The sequence below is a fragment of the Catellatospora vulcania genome, from assembly GCF_009720385.1.
GTDB lineage: Bacteria > Actinomycetota > Actinomycetes > Mycobacteriales > Micromonosporaceae > Catellatospora > Catellatospora vulcania.
Map to the genome: position 1 here is coordinate 297,521 of NZ_WARX01000017.1, position 21,651 is coordinate 319,171.

The following is a 21,651-nucleotide window of genomic DNA, read 5'->3' on the forward strand; positions in this document are numbered from 1 at the left end:
TGGTAGGAGAAAGAGATGGCCCAGCGTGGCACCGGAATGGCAGCCGACATCGCCGAGCAGCCGGAGGTGTACGCGACGCTGCTGGAGCCGGCGCACGCCGGCGCCATCGCGCAGGTCGCGAAGGTGATCGCGGAGCGCCGCCCGCAGCACGTGGTGTTCACCGCGCGGGGCACCTCCGACCACGCCGCCCTCTACGCCGCATACCTCACCGAGATCCGCCTCGGGCTGCCCGCCGGGCTCGCCTCGCCGAGCGCGATCACCGTCTTCGGCGCCCGCCCCGACCTGTCGCACGCCCTGGTCATCGGCGTCTCGCAGAGCGGCGGCTCGCCCGACCTGGCCGAGGTGCTGCGGGTCGCCCGGGAGTCCGGCGCGCTCACCCTCGCGGTGACCAACAACCCCGAGTCGGTGCTGGCGCAGACCGCGGAGCTGTCCGTCGACGTCGCCGCCGGACACGAGCGGGCCGTCGCCGCCACCAAGACCTACACCGCCGAGCTGATGGCGCTGCTGATGCTGATCGAGGGCGTACGCGCCGGCGACGGCGTGCTGCCCGCCGACGAGCACGCCGCCCTGGCCAAGCTGCCCGAGCTGGCCACCCGCACGCTCGCCGACAGCACCGCGACCGACCTGGCCGCGCGCTACCGGTTCGCGGCCCGCATGGTCACCACCGGCCGGGGCTACGCCTACCCGTCGGCCCGCGAGGCAGCCCTCAAACTGATGGAGACGTCGTACCTGCCCGCGCTGGCGTTCTCCGGGGCCGACCTGCTGCACGGCCCGCTCGCGATGACCGACCCGGACGTGCCGGTGCTGGCGATGGTCGGCGCCGGGCTCGGCGGTCAGGCCATGCGCGAGGTGCTGGCGCGCCTCGACGAGCGCCGCGCCGACGTGGTCGCGGTCGGCCCCGAGGCGGTCCCCGGCGCGAAGGCGCTGCTGACCGTGCCGGCCGTGGACGAGCGTTACGCCCCGCTGCTGGAGATCCTGCCGCTGCAGCAGCTCGCCCTCTCGCTGGCGCTGGCCCGCGGCGAGGACCCCGACGCCCCCCGCGGCCTGAAGAAGGTCACCGCCACGCTGTAGCACGCCTGCGGTAGCTCGCCGCTCGGTGGTCTCCGGAGCCAAGCGCAGGAGGCCGCCGATTAGGGCGAGTGGTAGCAGGCGTCCATGACACAGCCCTGTCATGAGAGGCTGACTGCGTGTCAACGCTGCGTGAACTCGTCGAGGAGCACACCTCGCTCGGCCCGGTCGACATCGACCACCTGCACCGGCTCGCCGGTGACTGGCAGCTGATCTCCGACCTGTCCTTCGCCGACCTGCTGCTGTGGGTGCCGGTGGAGGGGGAGCCCAGCGCGGGTCAGTCGTTCCTCTGCGTGGCGCAGGTGCGGCCGACCACGGCCCCGACGGCGTACCAGGACGACCAGGTGGGGCGCATCTCCAGCGGGGCCGAGGTGGCCCACCTGGGGGTCGCCCGGGAGCAGGGCCGGATCTGGCGCGAGGGCGACCCGGTCTGGTACGGCGACACCCCGGCCCGGCACGAGGCGATCCCGGTCCGCCGGCGCGGCGAGGACGGCGAGGCGGGCGCGGTGATCGCGGTCGTCGGTCGGGACACGAACCTGTCCACCGCGCGCACGCCCAGCCAGCTGGAACTGAACTACCTGACCACGGCGGACGACCTGGCCCAGATGATCGCCGACGGCACCTTCCCGTCGGTGCGCCACCCGGGCGAGACCACGTCCGCGCCGCGGGTCGGCGACGGTCTGATCCGGCTGGACGGCAGCGGCAAGGTCACCTACGCCTCGCCGAACGCCCAGTCTGCCATCCGGCGGCTCGGCTTCTCCGCCCACCTGGTGGGCGAGGACCTGGCGGCGCTGTTCAACCGGCTCGCCGAGGACCCGCTGGAGGGCTCCGAGGCCAGCAACCGCATCCTGGGCGCGCTGCGCGGGGACGCGCCGCCGCGCAAGGAGATCGAGGCGCGCACCGCCACCGTGCTCAGCCGGGCCCTGCCGCTGATGCCGGCCGGCGTGCCCATCGGCGCGCTGGTGCTGGTCCGCGACATCACCGAGGTCAAGCGCCGGGACCGCGCGCTGATCACCAAGGACGCGACCATCCGGGAGATCCACCACCGGGTGAAGAACAACCTGCAGACCGTGGCGGCCCTGCTGCGCCTGCAGGCCCGCCGGGTCAACCATCCGGAGGCGCGGGCCGCGCTGGAGGAGTCGGTGCGCCGGGTCGCCTCGATCGCGCTGGTGCACGAGACGCTGGCCATGTCCGCCGACGAGGCGGTCGAGTTCGACGGCATCGTGGACCGGGTGGCCAACGCCGCCGCCGAGGTGGCCTCGCCCGAGTCGCCGGTGCGCACCCGCCGGGAGGGCACCTTCGGGGTGCTGCCCGCCGAGATCGCCACGCCGCTGGTCATGGTGCTCAACGAGCTGCTGCTCAACGCCGTCGAGCACGGCTTCGACTCGCTGGAGGGCAAGGTCGCCGACGGGGCCGAGGTGGTGGTGCACGTCAACCGCGCCAAGCGGGAGCTGCACGTGACCGTCGCCGACAACGGCCGGGGCCTGCCGGAGGACTTCGACCCGACCACGAACAAGCGGCTCGGCCTGCAGATCATCCGTACCCTCACCACCGGTGAGCTGCGCGGGACCATCGAACTGCGCAACCGGGACGGCGGCGGCACCGAGGCCCTGTTGTTCGTGCCGCTGGCGAAACGCGACAGGTAGTCCCGTTTTAACAAAGAGCGATCTACGTCACCCTCCGGTCAGAATGTGGGACGTTGCGCGAACGGTGATTGGCACGGGACTGTCCGCCGTGAGAAAGTGACTGCATGACCGCCGCTGCGAACCGCCGCCTGATGGGGCCCGGGCTCACCGCCCGCCGCCACATCGATTTCGGCCGCGTGCGCAGCGCCATCTGTCCGGCTGGCTGACTGCGCCCGTCCGTTTTTTCGAAACCCGGGCGCGCATACGCGCCGGGAGCATTCATGTTCTTGAATTCACTGCGATGATCGCGGTGCTGGCGCATAGGCGCGTCCTCGCTCACTGGACTACAGGAGGACGCTGCGATGGCAGCATCGGCGGCAAGCACGCCAGCCACCACCCCGGGCCGGGCCGCGCGCAAACCGCGCGGTGAGGGTCAGTGGGCGCTCGGGCACCGCGAGCCCCTCAACCCGAACGAGCGCACGAAGAAGGACGACAACGGCCTGAACGTGCGCGCCCGGATCGAGAACATTTACGCCCACCGCGGCTTCGCCTCGATCGACCCCGCCGACCTGCGCGGCCGGATGCGCTGGTGGGGCCTCTACACCCAGCGCAAGCCCGGGATCGACGGCGGCCGTACCGCGGTGCTGGAGCCGCACGAGCTCGACGACGAATACTTCATGCTCCGCATCCGCATCGACGGCGGCCAGCTCGACCTGGCCCAGCTGCGGGCCATCGCGAACGTGTCGGCCAAGTACGGCCGCGACACCGCCGACATCACCGACCGGCAGAACATCCAGCTGCACTGGGTGCGGGTGGAGGACGTGCCGGCCATCTGGCGCGAGATCGAGGCGGTCGGCCTGTCCACCACGGAGGCCTGCGGCGACACCCCGCGCGTGGTGCTCGGCAGCCCGGTCGCCGGGATCAGCGAGCACGAGGTCCTCGACGCGACCCCGGCCATCGACGAGATCGTCGAGAAGTACATCGGCGACCCGGCGCTGTCCAATCTGCCCCGCAAGTTCAAGTCCGTGGTGTCCTGGCTGGCCGACGTGCCCTACGAGGCCAACGACATCTCGTTCCTCGGGGTCGTGCACCCGGAGCACGGGCCCGGCTTCGACCTGTGGGTCGGCGGCGGCCTGTCCACCAACCCGATGCTGGCCCAGCGCCTGGGCGCGTGGGTGCCGCTGGGCGAGGTCGCCGAGGTGTACGCCGCCGTGGCCCGCCTGTTCCGCGACTACGGCTACCGCCGCCTGCGCGCGCGGGCCCGCATCAAGTTCCTGGTCGCCGACTGGGGCGTGGCGAAGTTCCGGCAGATCCTGGAGGACGAGTTCCTCGGCCGCAAGCTGGTCGACGGCCCGGCCCCGGAGCTGCCCGAGCACCCGATCGACCACATCGGCGTGCACCGCCAGCGCGACGGCAGGTTCTACATCGGCGCCGCGGCGGTCGCGGGCCGGGTCAGCGGCACGGTGCTGGCGCAGGTCGCCGACATCGCCGAAGCCCACGGCTCGGGGCGGGTGCGGCTCACGCCGTACCAGAAGCTGCTGGTGCTCGACGTGGCCGAGGACAGGGTGGAGTCGCTGATCGCGGCGCTGGACGGGATCGGCCTGCAGGCCCGGCCGTCGTCGTGGCGGCGCGACACGATGGCATGCACCGGCATCGAGTACTGCAAGCTCGCGATCGTCGAGACCAAGGCGACCGCGGCGCGCACCATCGAGCACCTGGAGCGCACCATCGGCCGGATCGACGGCTCGATCTCGATCAACGTCAACGGCTGCCCGAACGCCTGCGCGCGGACCCAGGTCGCCGACATCGGGCTCAAGGGACAGCTGGTCCCGGGCCCGGACGGCGAGATGGTCGAGGGCTTCCAGGTGCACCTGGGCGGCGGCCTGAGCATGGCCCAGGGCCAGAACCCGAACTTCGGCCGCAAGCTGCGCGGCCTCAAGACCACCGCCGCGGAGCTGCCGGAGTACGCCGAGCGCCTCGCCCGCCGTTACCTCGACGGCCGCAAGGACGCCACCGAGCCGTTCGCGGAATGGGTGCTGCGGGTGGACGAAGAAGAGCTGCGGTGAGCCGCGATGAGTGAGCGCAGCGAGGGATCAATGGGTGCCGGCCGACTCATCGCGACGCCGGAGGCGGCGCGATGAGTGAGGGTGCGCAACGCGCGGTGCCGTATTACTGCCCGTTCTGCGGCGAGGAGGCCTTCCTCCGGCCGCACGCGGGTCCCGAGAACGAGGACGGAGAGCCCGCCAGCACACACGGGCAGTGGGAGTGCCGAGCATGTCGCAGGGTTTTCGCGCTGAAGATGATCGGACTGCTGGGGAGGGTGACGCCATGACCGTCGACGTGCGACGTTCCACCGCCGAGCTGATGGATCTGGCCGGCCGGGCCGGAGCCGAGCTGGAGGGCGCGCCGGCCGAGGAGATCATCGGCTGGGCCGCCGAGACGTTCGGGCCCCGCTTCTGCGTCACCAGTTCCATGGCCGATGCGGTGCTGGCCCACGTGGCGGCCCGGGTGGTGCCCGGCATCGAGGTCGTCTTCCTCGACACCGGCCTGCACTTCCCGGAGACGCTGCGGGTGCGCGACCAGGTCGCCCGCACCATCCCGGTGACGGTGGTGACGGTCCGCCCCGAGATCAGCGTCGCCGAGCAGGACGAGCGCTTCGGCCCGCGGCTCTACTCGCGCGACCCGGACTCGTGCTGCTACCTGCGCAAGGTGAAGCCGTTGGAGGACGCACTGGCCGGGTACGACGCGTGGGCTGCCGGCCTGCGCCGCGACGAGTCGCCGACCCGCGCCAACACGCCGGTGGTGCACTTCGAGCAGGCCCGCGGCAAGGTCAAGGTCAACCCGCTGGCGACCTGGACCCAGGACGAGGTGGACCAGTACATCGCCCGCTACGACATCCCGGTCAACCAGCTGCTGAACCAGGGCTACGGCTCGGTCGGCTGCTGGCCGTGCACCCGGCGCATCCAGCCCGGCGAGGACGCCCGCGCGGGCCGCTGGGCCATGTTCGACAAGACCGAGTGCGGTCTGCATGCGGCCTGATCCGTCGCCGGCCGGCACCACGGCAGCGCCCGTGGTGCTGGTCGCGCACGGCTCCCGCGACCCCCGGGCGCAGGCGGCGACCCGGGCCCTGGCCCGCGCGGTCGCCGCCGCCCGTCCGGGTCTGGACGTGCGGGTGGCGTTCCTGGAGCTGGCCGACCCGCGCCCGGCGGACGTGCTGGGCGCGCTGCGGGCGGCGGGGGAGCCCGCGCCGGTGGTGGTCCCGCTGCTGCTGACCCGGGCGTACCACGGACGGGTGGATCTGCCCGCCCAGGTCGCCGGGTTCGACTGCGTGATCGCCGACACCCTGGGCGAGGTCTCCGAGCCGCTGCTGGCCGGTCTGGTCCGGCGGCTGCACGAGTCGGTCACCGGCTACGACGCGGTGGTGCTCGCCGCGGCCGGCACCAGCGTGGCCTCGGGCCGGGCCATGATCGACGAGGTGGCCGGGGCGCTCACGCTGCGGCTGGGCGTGCCGTGCGGCACGGCGTACGCGAGCGCGGCGGCCCCCACCGGCGGCGAGGCCGTGGAGGCGCTGCGGGCCCGCGGGGCCCGCCGGGTGGCGGTGGCGTCGTACTTCCTCGCGCCGGGCCGCCTCTACGAGGCCGTCATCGCCGATGCCCGCGCCGCGGGCGCTGTCGGCGCGGCGGCACCGCTGGGAGCGTCGAGGGAGCTCGTTCGCCTCGTGCTGCAACGCGTGGACGCGGTCGCACCGCACCGCGCCCTGCTGACCGTCTGAGCGGCCTCCCGCACCCCTTCACCCGCCGTAAGCCCCTGCTCACGCCCCGTCTCGCCCCGGCCCGACCCCTCCCTGCCGCAACTCTTAAAGAGTCGCGGCATCCAGGTGTCTGGATGGCCGCGACTCTTTAAGAGTTGCGTGGGCCGTGGGCCGTGGGGCGTGGGGCTCGGGGGCGTCGGGTTCCGGACAACGTAAAAGCCCCGGAGCATCAGTGCTCGGGGCTTTCTACGTTTTCGGTGAAGGCGTTGCGGTTTCGCGGGTGCTCAGAGCGAGTGTGCGCGGACCCGAAGGCCGCCGCGGCGCTTGACGGCGCGCCGCTCTTCCTCGCTCATCCCACCCCAGACACCCGCGTCCTGCCCGGTCTCCAGCGCCCACTTGAGGCACTCGGTGGAGACGGGGCACCGCCCGCACACCTTCTTGGCCTGCTCGACCTGAAGTAGCGCGGGGCCAGACGTCCCGATCGGGAAGAACAGCTCCGGGTCTTCGTCGCGGCAGACCGAATGGTGGCGCCAGTCCATGGCGGAAACACTCCTTGTGATGGCAGTGGAAATTGCTAACGCTTGGTTTGGTACGTTCGGGCTTCTCTGTATGCGAACGCGCGTGAAGCGATTTGGATGCGATCCATTTGGTTACAGACCGCTACCGAAACCAGCAGCGCGTGTAGGAGCAACAGGTTCAGCGCTCGGTACGCTTGTGAATGCTTTCACGAACTCCCACGATGTCAAGGGGGGTGCCGGAAATTAGGACAGACGGGTGAGCAAGCTCACGACCGTTTTGTCCGGATCACCGGGCGTTACCCTGACCCCCGACATCCGACAGTCAGTGATCAATGTAGTACGGGGCGTAATAGGTCGCCAGTATTTCCTGCGTGTGTCACGTGTGCCCATTGACACAAATCTCCGCCGCGCCGCCTTTCGACAGCGACTCTTAGCAGATTACGCGCAGTGCGCCGGGCACAGCGGTGAATTTCACCTTTTCGCGTTCACCGAGATAGTCCCCGTCAAGTTGGAACGCCTGCGGGGTGGCGCAACGGACGACGAATTCCGCCAGATCGTGGCGCACCATGATCTTCTTTCCGGTGACGTCTCCCCGTTCGGTGGGGTCGTCCGGCTGGTGGGCCAACATCTGCGTGACCGTATGGAGGGTGCTCGGCAGGTGAAGCGCTTGCAGCGCAAGAACATCGAGCCCGCTGTCGAATGACGCGCGCGGGCTGGCATGGATCGGCCGGTCCCCGAGATACGTCCAGGGCGCGGTGTTCTGGATGATCAGGTTGGCCAGTCCGCCCGCGGGCTCCACGCCCGGCTCCTCCAGGGTGATGCCCGGATCGCGGCGGCCCTCGACGAAGAACTGCCCCAGCGTGGAGCGCAGGTAGAGGCCGGGGGTCGAGCGGCGGCCCTTGCGCCGCGCCTGCTCGACCCGGCGCACCACTGCCGCGTCGAGGCCGAGGCCCGCGCAGAAGGTGAAGTAGCGGTCGTCGGCCAGCCCCAGGCTGACCCGGCGGCTCGTGCCGCGGCGCAGCGCCTTGAGGATCACCGAGGTGGCGTCGACGGCGTGCCTGGGCAGGCCCAGGGCGCGTACGAACACGTTGGTCGACCCGCCGGGCACCACGGCGAGCGCCGGGGCGTCAGCGCCGCGCTGGGCCGCCATCAGGCCGTTGACGACCTCGTTGACGGTCCCGTCGCCGCCGAGCGCGATGATCACGTCGGCGCCCCCGGCCGCGGCATCGCGGGCGAGGTCGAAGGCGTGGCCGCGGCGGCGGGTGAAGCCGAGGGTCAGCTCCATCTCGCTGCGCAGCGCGCCGGCCAGCACCTCCCGGGTACGGGCGGACGTGGTGGTCGCCTTGGGGTTGACGACGAGCAGACCTCGCATGACCGGGAATGTACCGGGTGCGGTGACCTCGCGTTACGCCGCCCGCACGCGGCGAGACGGCGGCCACCACGGGTTCGCTAGGGTGGCGTTCATGCCCGCCGCCGAAACGACCACTGCCCGCCCGCCCGCCACCCTGTACGGCGCGGTGGCGCTGATGGCACTGCAGGCGCTCGCGGTCACCGTGCTGGGCGCGGTGCTGATCTATGCCGACCTGACCGCCGAGGCCGCCGACGTCCGGCTGGCCGTCGGGGTGACGCTGTTCGCGCTGGCCATCGCGGGCAGCCTGGGCGGGCTCGCCCGCGCGCTGGCCCGCCGCCGTCCGGGCGCCCGCGGGCCGTCGCTGGCGCTGGAGCTGATGCTCTGCGCCCCGGCCTACTTCATGATTAACGGCGGCCTGCCCCAGCTCGGCTGGACGGTCCTGCTCAGCGCACTGGCCGTGATGGCCCTCATCCTGGCCCCTACCACCACCCGCTGGCTCGGCTGGAATCCCCGCTGACCATCAAGGTCATCCGACTTGCCTGGCAACTGGGCGAATGCGCGCTCAAGATACGCACGTGTGCCCGGCAAGTCCGATGATCAAGGTGAGGTCGCGGCCCGGGTTACACGCCCGCGCGGCCGTGGCCGCGGCTTTGGCGCGGTCCGGCGCGGTCCGGCGCTGTTCGGCGCGGTTTGGCGCGGAGATCGTCGTTTCAGGTCGGATTCTGCGGTCTGACCCCACGTTGTGACCCAAAACGGCGATCTTGGCCGCCGGTGGTGCGGCGGCGCGGAGGCCTGGTGGCGCGGAGGCCGCCGGTAGGGCGGCCGCGTCGGGTCAGGAGGTGGGGAGTTCGGTCACCAGGCGGATCGTGGCCCGGCCGTCGGACTGCTCGGCGTCGACGCGTGAGGTCAGGCCGCTGAGGACCTTCCAGGCGAACGCGGAGTTCTCCGGGAGCTTCTTCTTGCCGTTGACCGGGGCGGAGATCGCCACCGTCAGCTCGGTGTCGCCGATCTCGAAACGGCAGTGCAGCTGCCCGCCCGGCGGGGCGATGACCAGCAGCATGGCGCATGCCTCGTCGACGGCGATGCGCAGATCTTCGATCTTGTCGCCCGCGAAGCGCAACCGGGCGGCGAGGCCCGCGGTCGCGGTGCGCAGCACGCCCAGCCAGCCGCCGTCGGCAGGCACGGTGACGGCGACGACGTTGTCGGTAAGCGCCGTCGCAGCCGGTTGCAGAATCTGACTCACCTGGCCCAACCCCCCGCGCGGAGCCTAGCTCATAGCCGGGCGGTTGTGCGCACTCGTCGTCCGGTGATGCCGGGTGGCCGTCCAGCCACCCGGCATACGTCGGCGCTGACGTACAGGCTCAGGCCTGCTTGGTCTCCCAGAAGATCTTGGAGATCTCCTCGATCTTGCCCAGCAGCTGCTCGGCGACGGCCGGGTCGGCCTGGCCCTTGGTGCCACCGGCGCCGGCCAGCTTGGTGGCCTCGTTGAACAGCTGGTTCAGGTTCGGGTACTTCTCGAAGTGCGGAGCCTTGAAGTAGTCGGTCCACAGCACCCACAGGTGGTGCTTGACCAGCTCGGCCCGCTGCTCCTTGATGATCAGCGCCCGGGTGCGGAACTCCGGGTCGGTGTTGGCCTGGTACTTCTCGCAGATGGCCTTGATCGACTCGGCCTCGATCCGGGCCTGCGCCGGGTCGTAGACGCCACACGGCAGGTCGCAGTGAGCGCTGACCACCGTGCGCGGCTTCAGGCTGCGTCCTTTCAAGAACTGCATCAGGATCCTCCATGAGGTACGTGGTCTGAACGGGACAATGATCCCCTTGCGACCCTACTCCGCCGAGGAGGCTCACTTGCGCTGGCCGCTGTTTCCGGTACTCGTGTACGGACCGTCCATGGCGCCGACCCTGCGGCACGGCGACATGCTGCTGGTTCGCCGCGGCGGCCGGCCGGTGCGCCCCGGCGACGTGGTGGTCGCGAGCTTCCGGTCGCGCCCGGAGCTGCTCGTGGTCAAGCGCGTCCAGCGGGCACAGGGCGGCGGCTGGTGGCTGATCGGGGACAACGACCTGGTCACCGACGACTCCCGGGCGTACGGGGTCGCCGACGTGCTCGGCCGGGTGCTGTGCCGCTACTGGCCGCACCCGGGCCGGCCGGGCCGGCGTCCGTCCGCCGCGACGTCCGAGGCCGATGAGTGACGGGACGTGAACCGGACACCGTCCCCACCAGGTGTGAAATGCTCCACGCCCGGTGGCCCCGATCATTGATCATGTGTTTGCCCGGGACTATGCTCCTGACCTCGGGAGAACCCCGTGACCTCGCCGCGCCGTGTCAACGCTGACCCGTCGTTGAACCGACCGGCTCGTGTGCGTTGTCATTGTGGAGTTCAAAGTGGATCATCCAGCATTCGAGCGGCACCGGGGCGGCAAGATGGCCGTCGCCAGCACGGTGCCCCTCAGTACCCGAGAAGACCTGTCCCTCGCCTACACACCCGGTGTCGCGCTGGTGTGCGAGGCGATCGCGGAGAACCCGGCCCTGATGGACGAGTACACCTGGGTCGGGCACACGGTCGCGGTGGTGACCGACGGCTCGGCGGTGCTCGGCCTGGGCAACATCGGCCCGCGCGCGGCGATGCCCGTGATGGAGGGCAAGGCCGTCCTGTTCAAGCAGTTCGGCGGGGTGGACGCGGTGCCGATCTGCCTCGACACCCAGGACACCGACGAGATCGTGTCGATCGTCAAGGCGCTCGCGCCCAGCTTCGGCGGCATCAACCTGGAGGACATCGCCGCGCCGCGCTGCTTCGAGATCGAGCGGCGACTGGTCGAGGCGCTGGACATCCCGGTGTTCCACGACGACCAGCACGGCACGGCCGTGGTCGTCTTCGCGGCGCTGCGCAACGCGGCGACACTGCTCGACCGCAAACTGTGCGACCTGCGCGTGGTGGTCTCCGGGGCCGGCGCGGCCGGGGTCGCGGTCACCAAGATGCTGATCGCGGGCGGGGTCGAGGCGTCGGCGGTGATCGTGTGCGACTCGCGCGGCGCGATCCACGCCGGGCGGCCCGACCTGGTGCCGGGGTCGGCGAAGGCCGACCTGGCCGAGCGCACCAACGCGGGCGGTGTCACCGGCGGCATCGAGGCGGCGCTGGACGGCGCGGACGTGCTGATCGGCGTCTCCGGCGGGCAGATCCCCGAGCGGGCGGTGGCCGGCATGGCCCCCGGTGCGATGATCTTCGCGCTGGCCAACCCGACGCCCGAGGTGCACCCGGACGTCGCAGGCCGGTACGCCGCCGTGGTGGCCACCGGCCGCAGCGACTTCCCGAACCAGATCAACAACGTGCTCGCGTTCCCGGGCATCTTCCGCGGTGCGCTCGAGGCCCGCGCGACCCGGATCACCGAGGGCATGAAACTGGCCGCCGCGACCGCCATCGCCGACGTGGTCGCCGCCGAGCTGTCTGCCGAGGCCATCGTGCCCAGCGCGCTCGACCCGCGGGTGGCCCCCGCGGTAGCCGCCGCCGTGGCCGACGCCGCGCGCCGCGAGGGCGTGGTACGCGCCTGACCGGCCCCTGCGGGGCCGTCGGGCCCCGCTGAAGCCGCCACCGCGGTCAGCCGGGGCCCGACCCCCGCCCCGGCCCTCCACGCGCCACAGCCCGCCCTGAGGCCCCCTTCTCCTGACCCACCCCACCCGGCCCCACCACGCCCCGACTCGCCGACGCCCCGCGTCGCCGACCCGCAGGCGGCCTGCAGTTTCGGGGAAACTGCCGACGGGGCGAATAGGGCGGGGGAGGCGGGGGAGGCGGGGGAGGGTCCTTAACGGAGCTTCAGGGGGGTGCGGCGGCTATCCCGCACGGCTGTTAGCGTCGGGCCATGCGTGCTGTCTATGCCGAGTCGATCAATCCGGACAACCCGCTGGCGGGTCTCGTGGTGGGCGAGCGGCCCGAGCCGCAGGTCGCCGAGGGATGGACCACCGTGCGGGTGATGGCCAGCGCGCTGAACCACCACGACCTGTGGTCGCTGCGCGGCGTGGGGCTGTCCGCCGAGCAGCTGCCGATGATCCTCGGGTGCGACGCCGCCGGGATCGACGAGGACGGCAACGAGGTCGTCGTGCACGCGGTGGTCGGCGACCCGGCTGCCGGGGACGGCGACGAGACGCTCGACCCGAAGCGCTCGCTGCTCTCCGAGCGCCACCAGGGCACCCTCGCGGACCTGGTGACCGTGCCGCGGCGCAACCTGGTGCCCAAGCCCGACGGGATGACCTGGACGGACGCGGCGTGCCTGCCGACGGCCTGGCTCACGGCGTACCGCATGCTCGCCACGCGCGGGCGGCTGGAGGCCGGCGGCAGCGTGCTGGTGCAGGGCGCGGGCGGCGGTGTGGCCACGGCGGCCGTGGTGCTGGCCCAGGCGCTGGGCGCGCGGGTGTACGCGACCAGCCGGGACGCCGCCAAGCGGGAGAGCGCGGCCGGGCTGGGCGCGACCGTGCTGGCCCCGGGCGAGCGGCTGCCCGAGCGGGTGGACGTGGTGATCGAGACCGTCGGCGAGGCCACCTTCGACCACTCCGTGAAGAGCACGAAACCGGGTGGCCGGATCGTGGTGTCCGGGTCGACCTCGGGGCATCTGGCCACGGTGGACCTGCGCCGGATCTTCTTCCTGCAGCAGGAGGTCGTCGGCTCGACCATGGGCACCCGCGACGAGCTGGCGGCGCTGCTGGAGCTGATGGCTGCCCGGAAGATCGCGCCGGTGGTGGACACCGTCTTCGACTTCGCCGACGCTCGCGGGGCCTTCGAGCGGCTGGCCGCGGGCGCGGGCTTCGGCAAGATCGTGCTCGACCACCAGGGCTGAGCCTCGAGACCACGTCTGCGCGCCGGTGAACTTGGCAGTGCCCGCCCCACCGCGTCAGGTCCGCGGGGCGGCCGCCGGTTCCGCCGTGGTCGCCGTCAGCCCGCCCCACGGGTCGCGGCAGACGTAGCTCAGATCCGCGTGGATCCAGCGGCCGTCGTTGTCGCGCAGCACCGGGCGGGCGCAGTGCAGGCATGGAGACACCCGGGGGTATGCCACCCGGCCGCTCCCGCCCGCACCGCGTTCCGCCTGACCGCTGTGCGGTCCGACGGCACCCGCCTGCGTGATCGGCTCGTGCACGCATCCTCCCCAGGTTCGGCGATCGACAGCATCGTTCATCGACATTGTTGATGATGCTCTGTCCGATCAGGATGCGCAACTCCGCACTCAGGCGGGCGGCCACTCATGCGCCAGCACCGACCAGACCTCGCTGTCGTGCCGCTTGCCGCGGTACGGGTAGGACTCGCGCAGCACGCCCTCCCGGGTCATGCCCAGCCGGGCCGCCACGGCGAGGCTGCGTACGTTGTCCGGCCTGGTCTGCCACTCCACCCGGCTCAGGCCGCGCGCCCGGAACGCCCAGTCGAGCATCGCCCGGCACGCCCGGGTGATGAGCCCGCGGCCCTGACCGGCCGGCTCCAGCCATACCCCGATCTCGCCGTTGCCGAACTCGGCGTTCACGGCGAACAGCATGGTGCCGCCGACCAGCGTGCCGTCCAGCCAGATGCCGACGATGCGGCCGGTGCCCGCGGCCTGCATGTCGGCGTAGCGCTGCAGGGTGGCGCGAGCCGAGTCCAGATCGGTGGAGCGGCTCGCCCACGGGATCCACGGGTCGACGTCGGCCCGCGCGCGGTCGATGTGCGCCAGGAACTCCTCGGCCTGCCACGGCTCCAGCGGCCGCAGCTCTGCGCCGTCGCCGAGGGGGAGTGCGAACATGCTGGTCCTCTTCCACTAGCGGTGATCACGATCGGGGGCCATTCTGCCCCATTCACGGTTCCGGCGAACCAGTCCGAAACGGTTTCAAACGGCGTTAGTCTGGCGTCGGGTCGTGATCGATCACAGACACGGGGGTACTGATGAGCGAGCCTCAGGACAAAGAGGGCCAGCTGGAGAACCTGGAACATGAGGCCGCCGGCTTCATGAACCCGTTCAAGTGGGGCAAGAAGAAGAAGGAAGAGGAGGAGGCGAAGAAGGCGCAGGAAGCCCAGGCACAGGCCCAGGCTCAGGCGTCGGCCGCGCCTGCGCAGGCTGCTCCTCCGCCGGCCGCGCCGCCGATCACCGAGCCGGCCGCCGCCGCGCCCAAGCCCGCGCCGCCTCCGGCCGCGGCCGCTCCCACCCCGAAGGCGCCGCCCGCGCCCAAGGCCGAGCGCACCTACAAGGTGAAGTCCGGCGACACGCTCTGGGACATCGCGGCGCAGTACTACGGCGACGGCCGGCAGTACACGAAGATCGCGAAGGCCAACAACATCGCGAATCCCAACCTGATCAACGTCGGCGTGGTCCTGAAGATCCCCGACTGATCCGCCCACGTCACGCGGCGGCGGGCCCGGTGCCCGCCGCCGCCGCGTGTCCGGTGGACGAGCCGTGGCTCAGCGGGCCAGCAGCTCGGCGGTCTGGTTGGCGATCTCGAGTTCCTCATCGGTGGGCACGACGCAGACGGCCGGAGTCGCGCCCTCGGGCGAGATCAGCCGCGCCCCGCGCTCCGCCGCGTCGTTGCGGGCCGGGTCCACCACGATGCCCAGCGCGTCCAGCCCCGACAGCGACGCCGCCCGCACCTGGGCCGCGTTCTCGCCCACGCCCGCGGTGAAGGTGACCGCGTCGACCCGGCCCAGCAGCGCGTAGTACGCGCCCACGTACATCTTGACGCGCTCGCAGTACACGTCGAAGGCCAGCTCGGCCGCCGCGTCGCCCTCGTCGCGCCGGCGCAGCACCTCGCGCATGTCGTTGTCCCCGCACAGGCCCTTCAGGCCGCTGCGCTGGTTCAACAGGTCGTCGATGGCGTCGAGGGACATCCCCGCGACCCGGTGCAGGTGGAACACCACGGCCGGGTCGACGTTGCCGCTGCGGGTGCCCATCACCAGACCCTCCAGCGGGCTCAGACCCATGCTGGTGGCATTGCTGAGCCCGCCGCGCACCGCGCAGGCGCTGGCCCCGTTGCCCAGGTGCAGCGTGATCACGTTGACCTCGGCCGGGTCCCGGCCCAGCAGTTCGGCGGTGCGGTGCGCGACGTACGCGTGGGAGGTGCCGTGGAAGCCATAGCGGGCGATCCCGTTCTCCTGCGCCACCTCGACGTCGATGGCGTACATCGCCTGCGCCGGCGGGAGGGTCCGGTGGAACGCCGTGTCGAAGACGGCGACCTGCGGCACCCCGGGCAACATCTCGCGGGCGATCTTGATGCCCTCCAGGTTCACGGGGTTGTGCAGCGGCGCAAGCGGGACCAGCCGGGTCACCGCCTCCAGCACCGCGTCGTCGACCAGGGTCGGCGTGGAGAAGCGCAGGCCGCCGTGCACCACCCGGTGCCCGACCGCGTCCACGTCGGAGACGTCGGCCGTGAACAGCACCTCCCGCACCGCCTGGGCGCAGTCGGTGACCCGCTCGATCAGCCCGCCGTCGACGGACTTGCCGTCGGTGTACAGGCCCCACTTCACCGAGGCGGAGCCGCAGTTGAGCACCAGGATCTTCACGAGACCACCTGAGACTGGATGGCGGTGATGGCGACGGTGGAGATGATGTCGCGCACGGTCGCGCCGCGGGACAGGTCGTTGACGGGCTTGCGCAGACCCTGCATCACCGGGCCCACCGCGACCGCGCCCGCCGAGCGCTGCACCGCCTTGTACGTGTTGTTGCCGGTGTTCAGGTCCGGGAAGATCAGCACGGTGGCCCGGCCGGCCACCTCGCTGCCGGGCAGCTTGGTCGCCGCGACGCTCGGGTCGACGGCTGCGTCGTACTGGATCGGCCCCTCCACCGGCAGGTCCGGGCGGCGCTCGCGGACCAGCTTCGTGGCCAGCGCCACCTTGTCCACCTCGGCGCCCTGCCCGGAGCCGCCGGTCGAGTACGACAGCATGGCCACCCGCGGCTCGACCCCGAACCGGGCCGCCGTCTCCGCGGACGAGACCGCGATGTCGGCGAGCTGCTCGGGCGTCGGATCCGGGTTGATCGCGCAGTCGCCGTACACCAGCACGTGGTCGGCCAGGCACATGAAGAACACGCTGGACGCCACGCCCACCCCGGGCTGCGTCTTGATGATCTCGAAGGCGGGCCGGATGGTGTCCGCGGTCGGGTGCACCGCTCCGGAGACCATCGCATCGGCCCGTCCGGTGTGCACCATCATCGTGCCGAAGTAGTTCACATTGGTCATCAGGTCGTACGCGATGTCGCGGGTCATGCCCTTGTGTGCGCGCATCCGGGCGTACTCGGTCGCGAACTCCGACCGCCAGCGGGCGTCCGCCGGATTCACCAGCCGCGCGTCGCCCAGGTCCAGGCCCAGCTCGCGGGCCCGCTGCTCGATCTGGTCCACCGGGCCGAGCAGGGTCAGGTCGCACACGCCGCGGCGGCTGAGCGCCTCGGCGGCCCGCAGGATGCGCTCCTCGACGCCCTCCGGCAGCACCACGTGGCGGCGGTCGGCGCGGGCCCGCTCGATCAGCTCGTACTCGAACATCAGCGGGGTGACCCGGTCCGGCCGGCTCAGGTCCAGCCGCCCGGCCAGCTCGACCGAGTCCACGTGCGACTCGAACAGGCCCAGGGCCGCGTCGACCTTGCGCTGGTTGTCGCCGCGCAGGCGGCCCTCCAGCCCGGTCAGCGCGGCCACCGTGTCGTAGCTGTCCGAAGGCACGGTGAAGATGGGCAGCTCCACCCGGAACCGGCTGACCAGCGCCACCACCCGCGGGTCGGGCTCCACACCCAGCGTCAGCAGCAGCCCGGACACCGCCGCCTGCCCGCCCAGGTGCGCGGCGAACGTGGCCACGATCAGGTCGGCCCGGTCGCCGGGCGTGACCACCAGGCAGTTGTCCCGCAGGTGGTCCAGGAAGGTCGGCACCGAGGCCGCGCCCACCACGGCGCTGACCACGTCGCGGGCCATCGCGCCCGGGGTCGCGCCGTGCACCGGCGTGGCCTGCAGCGCGGCGGCCACCTCGGCGACCGTCGGGGCGGCGATGGCGGGCAGTTGCGGGATGGCGTACACCGGCACCGGCAGCGACGGCAGCCGCGAGTCCGCGCCCGGGGCGACCCGGTTGGCGATCACGGCCAGCACCGGCAGCTCGTCGCAGGCGTAGTAGGCCGCGCGCACGGCGTCGGCGATGTCCCCGGAGTCCCGGCGGTGCCCGTTGACCACGGGCAGCACCGACGCTCCCAGCTCGCCCGCGATGCGCAGGTTGAGCTGCAGCTCCTCGGGCAGGGCGGGCTCGTCGTGGCCCTCGCCCAGGGTGCGCCCGAAGTCGGTGCCCACGACGATCACCGCGTCGCAGGAGCGTTCCAGCGTGTGGTAGTGCTCCAGGATCTCGCCGACCAGGTCGTCGACGCGGTGCGCGCCCAGCAGTTCCGAGGCGTGCTGGTAACTCGGCCCGGCCGCGCCGACCGTGCCGTAGCGGCTGCGCAGCAGCGCCACGATCGGGTCGGTCTCGCCGTCGTCGCGGGTGAGCGGGCGGAACACGCCCAGCCTGCGCACCCGTCTGCTGAGCAGTTCCGCGAGGCCCAAGGCCACGGCAGATTTGCCGCCGCCTGCCTCGACGCCGGTCACATATACGCCACGAGCCACAGTCATACCGTACGGCGTGGCTGTGGCTCGACGTGCATTACCCGGGCTAACCGGCGAGCTACTCGTCGTCCTCGTCGAGGCGGGCGAGCCAGGTCGCGAAGCGCTCGACGGGGGTCTCGAACTCGGGGTTCAGGTCGATGAAGTCGCGCAGGCGCTCGGCCAGCCACTCCAGGGTGACCTGCTCCTCGCCCCGGCGCTCGACCAGCTCCTCGATGCCGCGGTCGGTGAAGTACATGGGATCCTCCGGAAAAGGCCGCCGTCCCCGCCCCGCGCCTGCGGGCCGGGGACGGCGGTCATCGCTTGTTCAGGAGCGGGGCAGTGCCGCCTCCAGCAGCGCCGCCTGCTCGACGTCGTGCAGCTTGGTGGAGCCCACGGCCGGGGCCGCGGCGGCCGGGCGGGAGATGCGGCGCATGCGCACCCCGTCCAGGTGCTCCAGCAGGTTCAGGGCGACGAACGACCAGGCGCCCTGGTTGGCCGGCTCCTCCTGCACCCAGCAGAAGTCCTCGGCACCGGCGTACTTGGCCAGCTCGGCCTTCAGCTCCTCCACCGGCAGCGGGTAGAGCTGCTCCAGGCGGATGATCGCGGTGTCGGTGACGCCGCGCTCCTGGCGCGCCTGGACCAGGTCGTAGTAGACCTTGCCCGAGCACAGCAGCACCCGCTTGACCTGCGCCGGGTCGATCTGCCCGGTCTCGCCGATCACCGGCTGGAAGGTGCCCTCGGTGAAGTCGGCGACCGACGACACCGCGAGGCGGTGCCGCAGCAGCGACTTCGGCGTGAACACGACCAGCGGCTTGCGCTTGCTCGACAGCGCCTGGCGCCGCAGCAGGTGGAAGTGGCTGGCCGGGGTCGACGGGATGGCGACGCGCATGTTGTCCTCGGCGGCCAGCTGCAGCCAGCGCTCCGGGCGGCCCGAGGTGTGGTCGGGGCCCTGGCCCTCGTGGCCGTGCGGCAGCAGCACCACGAGGCTGGTCTGCTGACCCCACTTGACCTCGCCCGAGCTGATGAACTCGTCGATGACCGACTGGGCTCCGTTGACGAAGTCGCCGAACTGCGCCTCCCACAGCACCAGCGCGGACGGGTCCTCGACGGAGTAGCCGTACTCGAAGCCGAGGGCGGCGTACTCGCTCAGCAACGAGTCCTGGGCGTGGAAGCGGGCGTCGTCGGCGGCCACCGCGGTGGCGGGCAGGAAGTCCGCGCCGGTCTGCGCGTCGACGATCGCCGCGTGCCGCTGCACGAACGTGCCGCGCCGCGAGTCCTGGCCGGACAGGCGCACGGTCACGCCCTGGGCCAGCAGCGAGGCGAAGGCGATGATCTCGCCGAAGCCCCAGTCGATGTCGCCCTCGACGGCCATCTTCGCGCGCTTGTCCAGCAGCTGCTGGATGCGCTTGTGCGGGGTGAAGCCCTCGGGCAGCGCGGTGTGCGCCTCGCCGATGCGGCGGACCAGGTCGGTCGGGATCGCGGTGGCGACGGCCGGCTCCGGCAGCGCCTCGCGGGCCCGGGTGAGCCGGCTGGACACCCCGGCGACCGCGTCGCGGGTCGCCTTGAACACCGTCTCCAGCTGCGTCTGGTAGTCGCGCAGCGCCTCCTCGGCCTGCTCGACGGTGATGTCGCCGCGGCCGATCAGCTCCTCGGTGTAGAGCTTGCGGACCGAGCGCTTGGTGTCGATGATCTGGTACATCAGCGGGTTGGTCATCGAGGGGTCGTCGCCCTCGTTGTGACCGCGCCGCCGGTAGCAGACCATGTCGATGACGACGTCCTTGTTGAACTCCTGGCGGTACTCGAACGCCAGCCGCGCCACCCGGACGACCGACTCGGGGTCGTCGCCGTTGACGTGGAAGATCGGCGCCTGGATCATGCGCGCGACGTCGGTGCTGTACAGCGACGAGCGGCTGTACTCCGGGGCGGTGGTGAAGCCGACCTGGTTGTTGACGACCACGTGCACGGAGCCGCCGGTGCGGTAGCCGCGCAGCTGCGACAGGTTCAGCGTCTCGGCGACCACGCCCTGGCCGGCGAACGCGGCGTCGCCGTGCACCAGCAGCGGGAGCACGGTGTAGCCGTGCAGGCCCAGGTCGAGGCGGTCCTGCTTGGCGCGGACGATGCCCTCCAGCACCGGGTCCACGGCCTCCAGGTGCGACGGGTTGGCGGCCAGCGACACGGTGGTCGCGAACTGCCCGTCGGGCGAGGTGAACTTGCCGGTCATGCCCAGGTGGTACTTCACGTCGCCGGAGCCCTGCGCGGTCTTCGGGTCGAGGTGGCCCTCGAACTCGCCGAAGATCTTCTCGTACGGCTTGCCGACGATGTTGGCGAGCACGTTGAGCCGGCCGCGGTGCGCCATGCCGATGACGACCTCGTCCAGGCCGCCCTCGGCGGAGGCCTGCAGGATCTCGTCGAGCAGCGGGATCAGCGACTCGCCGCCCTCCAGCGAGAACCGCTTCTGGCCGACGTACTTGGTCTGCAGGAAGGTCTCGAAGGCCTCGGCGGCGTTGAGCCGGCCCAGGACGTGCTTCTGCTCCTCCGGGCTGGGCTTGGTGTACTTGCGCTCGACCCGCGCCTGGATCCAGTTGCGCTCCTCCGGGTCGGTGATGTGCATGTACTCCACGCCGACGCGGCGGCAGTAGGAGTCGCGCAGCACGCCCAGGATGTCGCGCAGCTTCATCACGTCCTTGCCGGCGAAGCCGCCGACCGGGAACGTGCGGTCCAGGTCCCACAGGGTCAGGTCGTGCTGGCGCACGTCCAGGTCCGGGTGCTTGCGGATCATGAACTCCAGCGGGTCGGTGTCGGCCATCAGGTGGCCCCGGACCCGGTAGGAGTGGATCAGCTCGATGACCCGTGCGGCCTTGTCGATCTGGCCCTCGGAGGTGTGCGCGATGTCGCGCACCCAGCGGACCGGCTCGTACGGGATGCGCAGCGCCGTGAAGATCTCGTCGTAGAAGCCGTGCTCGCCGAGCAGCAGCTCGTGCATGACCTTGAGGAACTCGCCGGACTGCGCGCCCTGGATGACCCGGTGGTCGTAGGTGCTGGTCAGCGAGATGATCTTGCTGACGGCCATGTCGGCCAGCTGCGACTCGCTCATCCCGGAGAACGGCGCCGGGTACTCCATCGCGCCGACGCCGATGATCGCGCTCTGGCCCTGCATCAGGCGCGGGATCGAGTGCACCGTGCCGATGCCGCCGGGGTTGGTCAGCGAGGTCGTGGTGCCGGTGTAGTCGTCCATGGTCAGCTCGTTCTTGCGAGCCCGGCGCACCACGTCCTCGTACGCCTGCCAGAACTGGCGGAAGTCCATCTGCTCGCAGCCCTTGATGGACGGCACCACCAGGTTGCGCGTGCCGTCGGGCTTGGCCAGGTCGATGGCGATGCCGAGGTTCACGTGCTCCGGCTTGACCAGCGACGGCTTGCCGTTGACCACGCTGAAGTGGTTGTTCATCTCGGGATGCATGCCGATCGCCCGCACCATCGCGTACCCGATGAGGTGGGTGAAGCTGACCTTGCCACCGCGGCCGCGCTGCAGGTGGTTGTTGATCACGATGCGGTTGTCGGACAGCAGCTTCGCCGGCACGGCGCGCACGCTGGTGGCGGTCGGCACCTCCAGCGAGGCGTCCATGTTCTCGACGATCTTGGCGGCGATGCCGCGCAGCGGCACGACCTGCGCCCCGGCGGGGGCGGCCTTGTCGGCGGGCTTGGCCTGCGCCGGTGCCGGCTTCGCCACGGCGGCGGGCGCGGGCGCTGCGGCGGGGGCCTGAGCGGCGGCGGCCGGGGCCGCCACG

Annotated in this window: 20 protein-coding genes; 10 read left to right on the top strand and 10 right to left on the bottom strand. The window is 71.6% G+C overall.

The genetic code is table 11. The features are described from left to right. Window positions 1-36 precede the first annotated feature (36 nt). From F6W97_RS33160 to F6W97_RS33180, 5 genes are all read left to right on the top strand, one after another. Window positions 37-1,071 (top strand): SIS domain-containing protein, encoded by a 1,035-nt coding sequence (locus F6W97_RS33160; RefSeq protein ID WP_155374528.1) that lies wholly within the window; start codon window positions 37-39, stop codon window positions 1,069-1,071. A 116-nt stretch (window positions 1,072-1,187) separates the two neighbouring features. Beyond that, on the top strand, window positions 1,188-2,714 hold the full coding sequence (locus F6W97_RS33165; RefSeq protein WP_155374479.1) for a sensor histidine kinase: 1,527 nt from the start codon (window positions 1,188-1,190) through the stop codon (window positions 2,712-2,714). 341 nt (window positions 2,715-3,055) lie between these two features. Then, window positions 3,056-4,759, top strand: coding sequence for a nitrite/sulfite reductase (locus F6W97_RS33170; protein ID WP_155374480.1), 1,704 nt, complete (start codon window positions 3,056-3,058; stop codon window positions 4,757-4,759). A 262-nt stretch (window positions 4,760-5,021) separates the two neighbouring features. Beyond that, window positions 5,022-5,732 carry a phosphoadenylyl-sulfate reductase gene (locus F6W97_RS33175; protein WP_155374481.1) on the top strand — a complete coding sequence of 237 codons (711 nt, stop codon included), beginning with the start codon at window positions 5,022-5,024 and terminating at the stop codon, window positions 5,730-5,732. After that, window positions 5,722-6,465 (top strand): sirohydrochlorin chelatase, encoded by a 744-nt coding sequence (locus F6W97_RS33180; protein ID WP_155374482.1) that lies wholly within the window; start codon window positions 5,722-5,724, stop codon window positions 6,463-6,465. The genes F6W97_RS33175 and F6W97_RS33180 overlap by 11 nt, the downstream gene beginning before the upstream one ends. Window positions 6,466-6,728: 263 nt before the next feature. Here the strand turns inward: F6W97_RS33180 and F6W97_RS33185 are convergent, their stop codons facing one another. Both F6W97_RS33185 and F6W97_RS33190 read right to left on the bottom strand, forming a co-directional pair. Then, entirely contained in the window at window positions 6,729-6,983 is a 255-nt protein-coding gene (locus F6W97_RS33185) for a WhiB family transcriptional regulator (protein ID WP_120318209.1), read from the bottom strand. A 409-nt stretch (window positions 6,984-7,392) separates the two neighbouring features. Beyond that, on the bottom strand, window positions 7,393-8,334 hold the full coding sequence (locus F6W97_RS33190; protein WP_155374483.1) for a diacylglycerol/lipid kinase family protein: 942 nt from the start codon (window positions 8,332-8,334) through the stop codon (window positions 7,393-7,395). A gap of 91 nt (window positions 8,335-8,425) precedes the next feature. On the opposite strand from F6W97_RS33190, the gene F6W97_RS33195 reads away from it, so the two are divergent. After that, window positions 8,426-8,830, top strand: a complete 405-nt coding sequence (locus F6W97_RS33195; protein ID WP_155374484.1) for a hypothetical protein — start codon at window positions 8,426-8,428, stop codon at window positions 8,828-8,830. A 315-nt stretch (window positions 8,831-9,145) separates the two neighbouring features. On the opposite strand, the gene F6W97_RS33200 is transcribed toward F6W97_RS33195, so the two are convergent. Both F6W97_RS33200 and sodN read right to left on the bottom strand, forming a co-directional pair. Continuing rightward, window positions 9,146-9,556 (bottom strand): ATP-binding protein, encoded by a 411-nt coding sequence (locus F6W97_RS33200; protein WP_407924631.1) that lies wholly within the window; start codon window positions 9,554-9,556, stop codon window positions 9,146-9,148. A gap of 118 nt (window positions 9,557-9,674) precedes the next feature. Then, window positions 9,675-10,085, bottom strand: a complete 411-nt coding sequence (gene sodN / locus F6W97_RS33205; RefSeq protein WP_144122344.1) for a superoxide dismutase, Ni — start codon at window positions 10,083-10,085, stop codon at window positions 9,675-9,677. A gap of 37 nt (window positions 10,086-10,122) precedes the next feature. Here sodN and F6W97_RS33210 point away from each other — a divergent pair, with 37 nt between their 5' ends. From F6W97_RS33210 to F6W97_RS33220, 3 genes are all read left to right on the top strand, one after another. Continuing rightward, window positions 10,123-10,503 (top strand): S24/S26 family peptidase, encoded by a 381-nt coding sequence (locus F6W97_RS33210; protein ID WP_155374485.1) that lies wholly within the window; start codon window positions 10,123-10,125, stop codon window positions 10,501-10,503. Between the two features lie 232 nt (window positions 10,504-10,735). Further along, window positions 10,736-11,860 (top strand): NAD(P)-dependent malic enzyme, encoded by a 1,125-nt coding sequence (locus F6W97_RS33215; protein WP_155374530.1) that lies wholly within the window; start codon window positions 10,736-10,738, stop codon window positions 11,858-11,860. Window positions 11,861-12,168: 308 nt separating this feature from the next. After that, window positions 12,169-13,140 carry a zinc-binding dehydrogenase gene (locus tag F6W97_RS33220; RefSeq protein ID WP_155374486.1) on the top strand — a complete coding sequence of 324 codons (972 nt, stop codon included), beginning with the start codon at window positions 12,169-12,171 and terminating at the stop codon, window positions 13,138-13,140. Window positions 13,141-13,194: 54 nt separating this feature from the next. On the opposite strand, the gene F6W97_RS33225 is transcribed toward F6W97_RS33220, so the two are convergent. Both F6W97_RS33225 and F6W97_RS33230 read right to left on the bottom strand, forming a co-directional pair. Beyond that, complete coding sequence (locus F6W97_RS33225; protein ID WP_155374487.1) at window positions 13,195-13,437, bottom strand: hypothetical protein; 243 nt, start codon at window positions 13,435-13,437, stop codon at window positions 13,195-13,197. Window positions 13,438-13,524: 87 nt separating this feature from the next. Then, on the bottom strand, window positions 13,525-14,070 hold the full coding sequence (locus F6W97_RS33230) for a GNAT family N-acetyltransferase (protein ID WP_155374488.1): 546 nt from the start codon (window positions 14,068-14,070) through the stop codon (window positions 13,525-13,527). A 140-nt stretch (window positions 14,071-14,210) separates the two neighbouring features. On the opposite strand from F6W97_RS33230, the gene F6W97_RS33235 reads away from it, so the two are divergent. After that, window positions 14,211-14,654 carry a LysM peptidoglycan-binding domain-containing protein gene (locus F6W97_RS33235; RefSeq protein ID WP_155374489.1) on the top strand — a complete coding sequence of 148 codons (444 nt, stop codon included), beginning with the start codon at window positions 14,211-14,213 and terminating at the stop codon, window positions 14,652-14,654. A 69-nt stretch (window positions 14,655-14,723) separates the two neighbouring features. On the opposite strand, the gene F6W97_RS33240 is transcribed toward F6W97_RS33235, so the two are convergent. From F6W97_RS33240 to F6W97_RS33250, 4 genes are all read right to left on the bottom strand, one after another. After that, window positions 14,724-15,818, bottom strand: coding sequence for an acetate kinase (locus tag F6W97_RS33240; protein ID WP_155374490.1), 1,095 nt, complete (start codon window positions 15,816-15,818; stop codon window positions 14,724-14,726). Then, window positions 15,815-17,893 (bottom strand): phosphate acetyltransferase, encoded by a 2,079-nt coding sequence (gene pta / locus F6W97_RS33245; protein ID WP_155374491.1) that lies wholly within the window; start codon window positions 17,891-17,893, stop codon window positions 15,815-15,817. The genes F6W97_RS33240 and pta overlap by 4 nt, the downstream gene beginning before the upstream one ends. Window positions 17,894-17,945: 52 nt before the next feature. After that, window positions 17,946-18,122, bottom strand: a complete 177-nt coding sequence (locus F6W97_RS40280) for a DUF6104 family protein (RefSeq protein ID WP_196279430.1) — start codon at window positions 18,120-18,122, stop codon at window positions 17,946-17,948. Between the two features lie 69 nt (window positions 18,123-18,191). Then, the coding region (locus F6W97_RS33250; RefSeq protein WP_155374492.1) for a multifunctional oxoglutarate decarboxylase/oxoglutarate dehydrogenase thiamine pyrophosphate-binding subunit/dihydrolipoyllysine-residue succinyltransferase subunit at window positions 18,192-21,651 on the bottom strand (3,460 nt) is incomplete at its 5' end.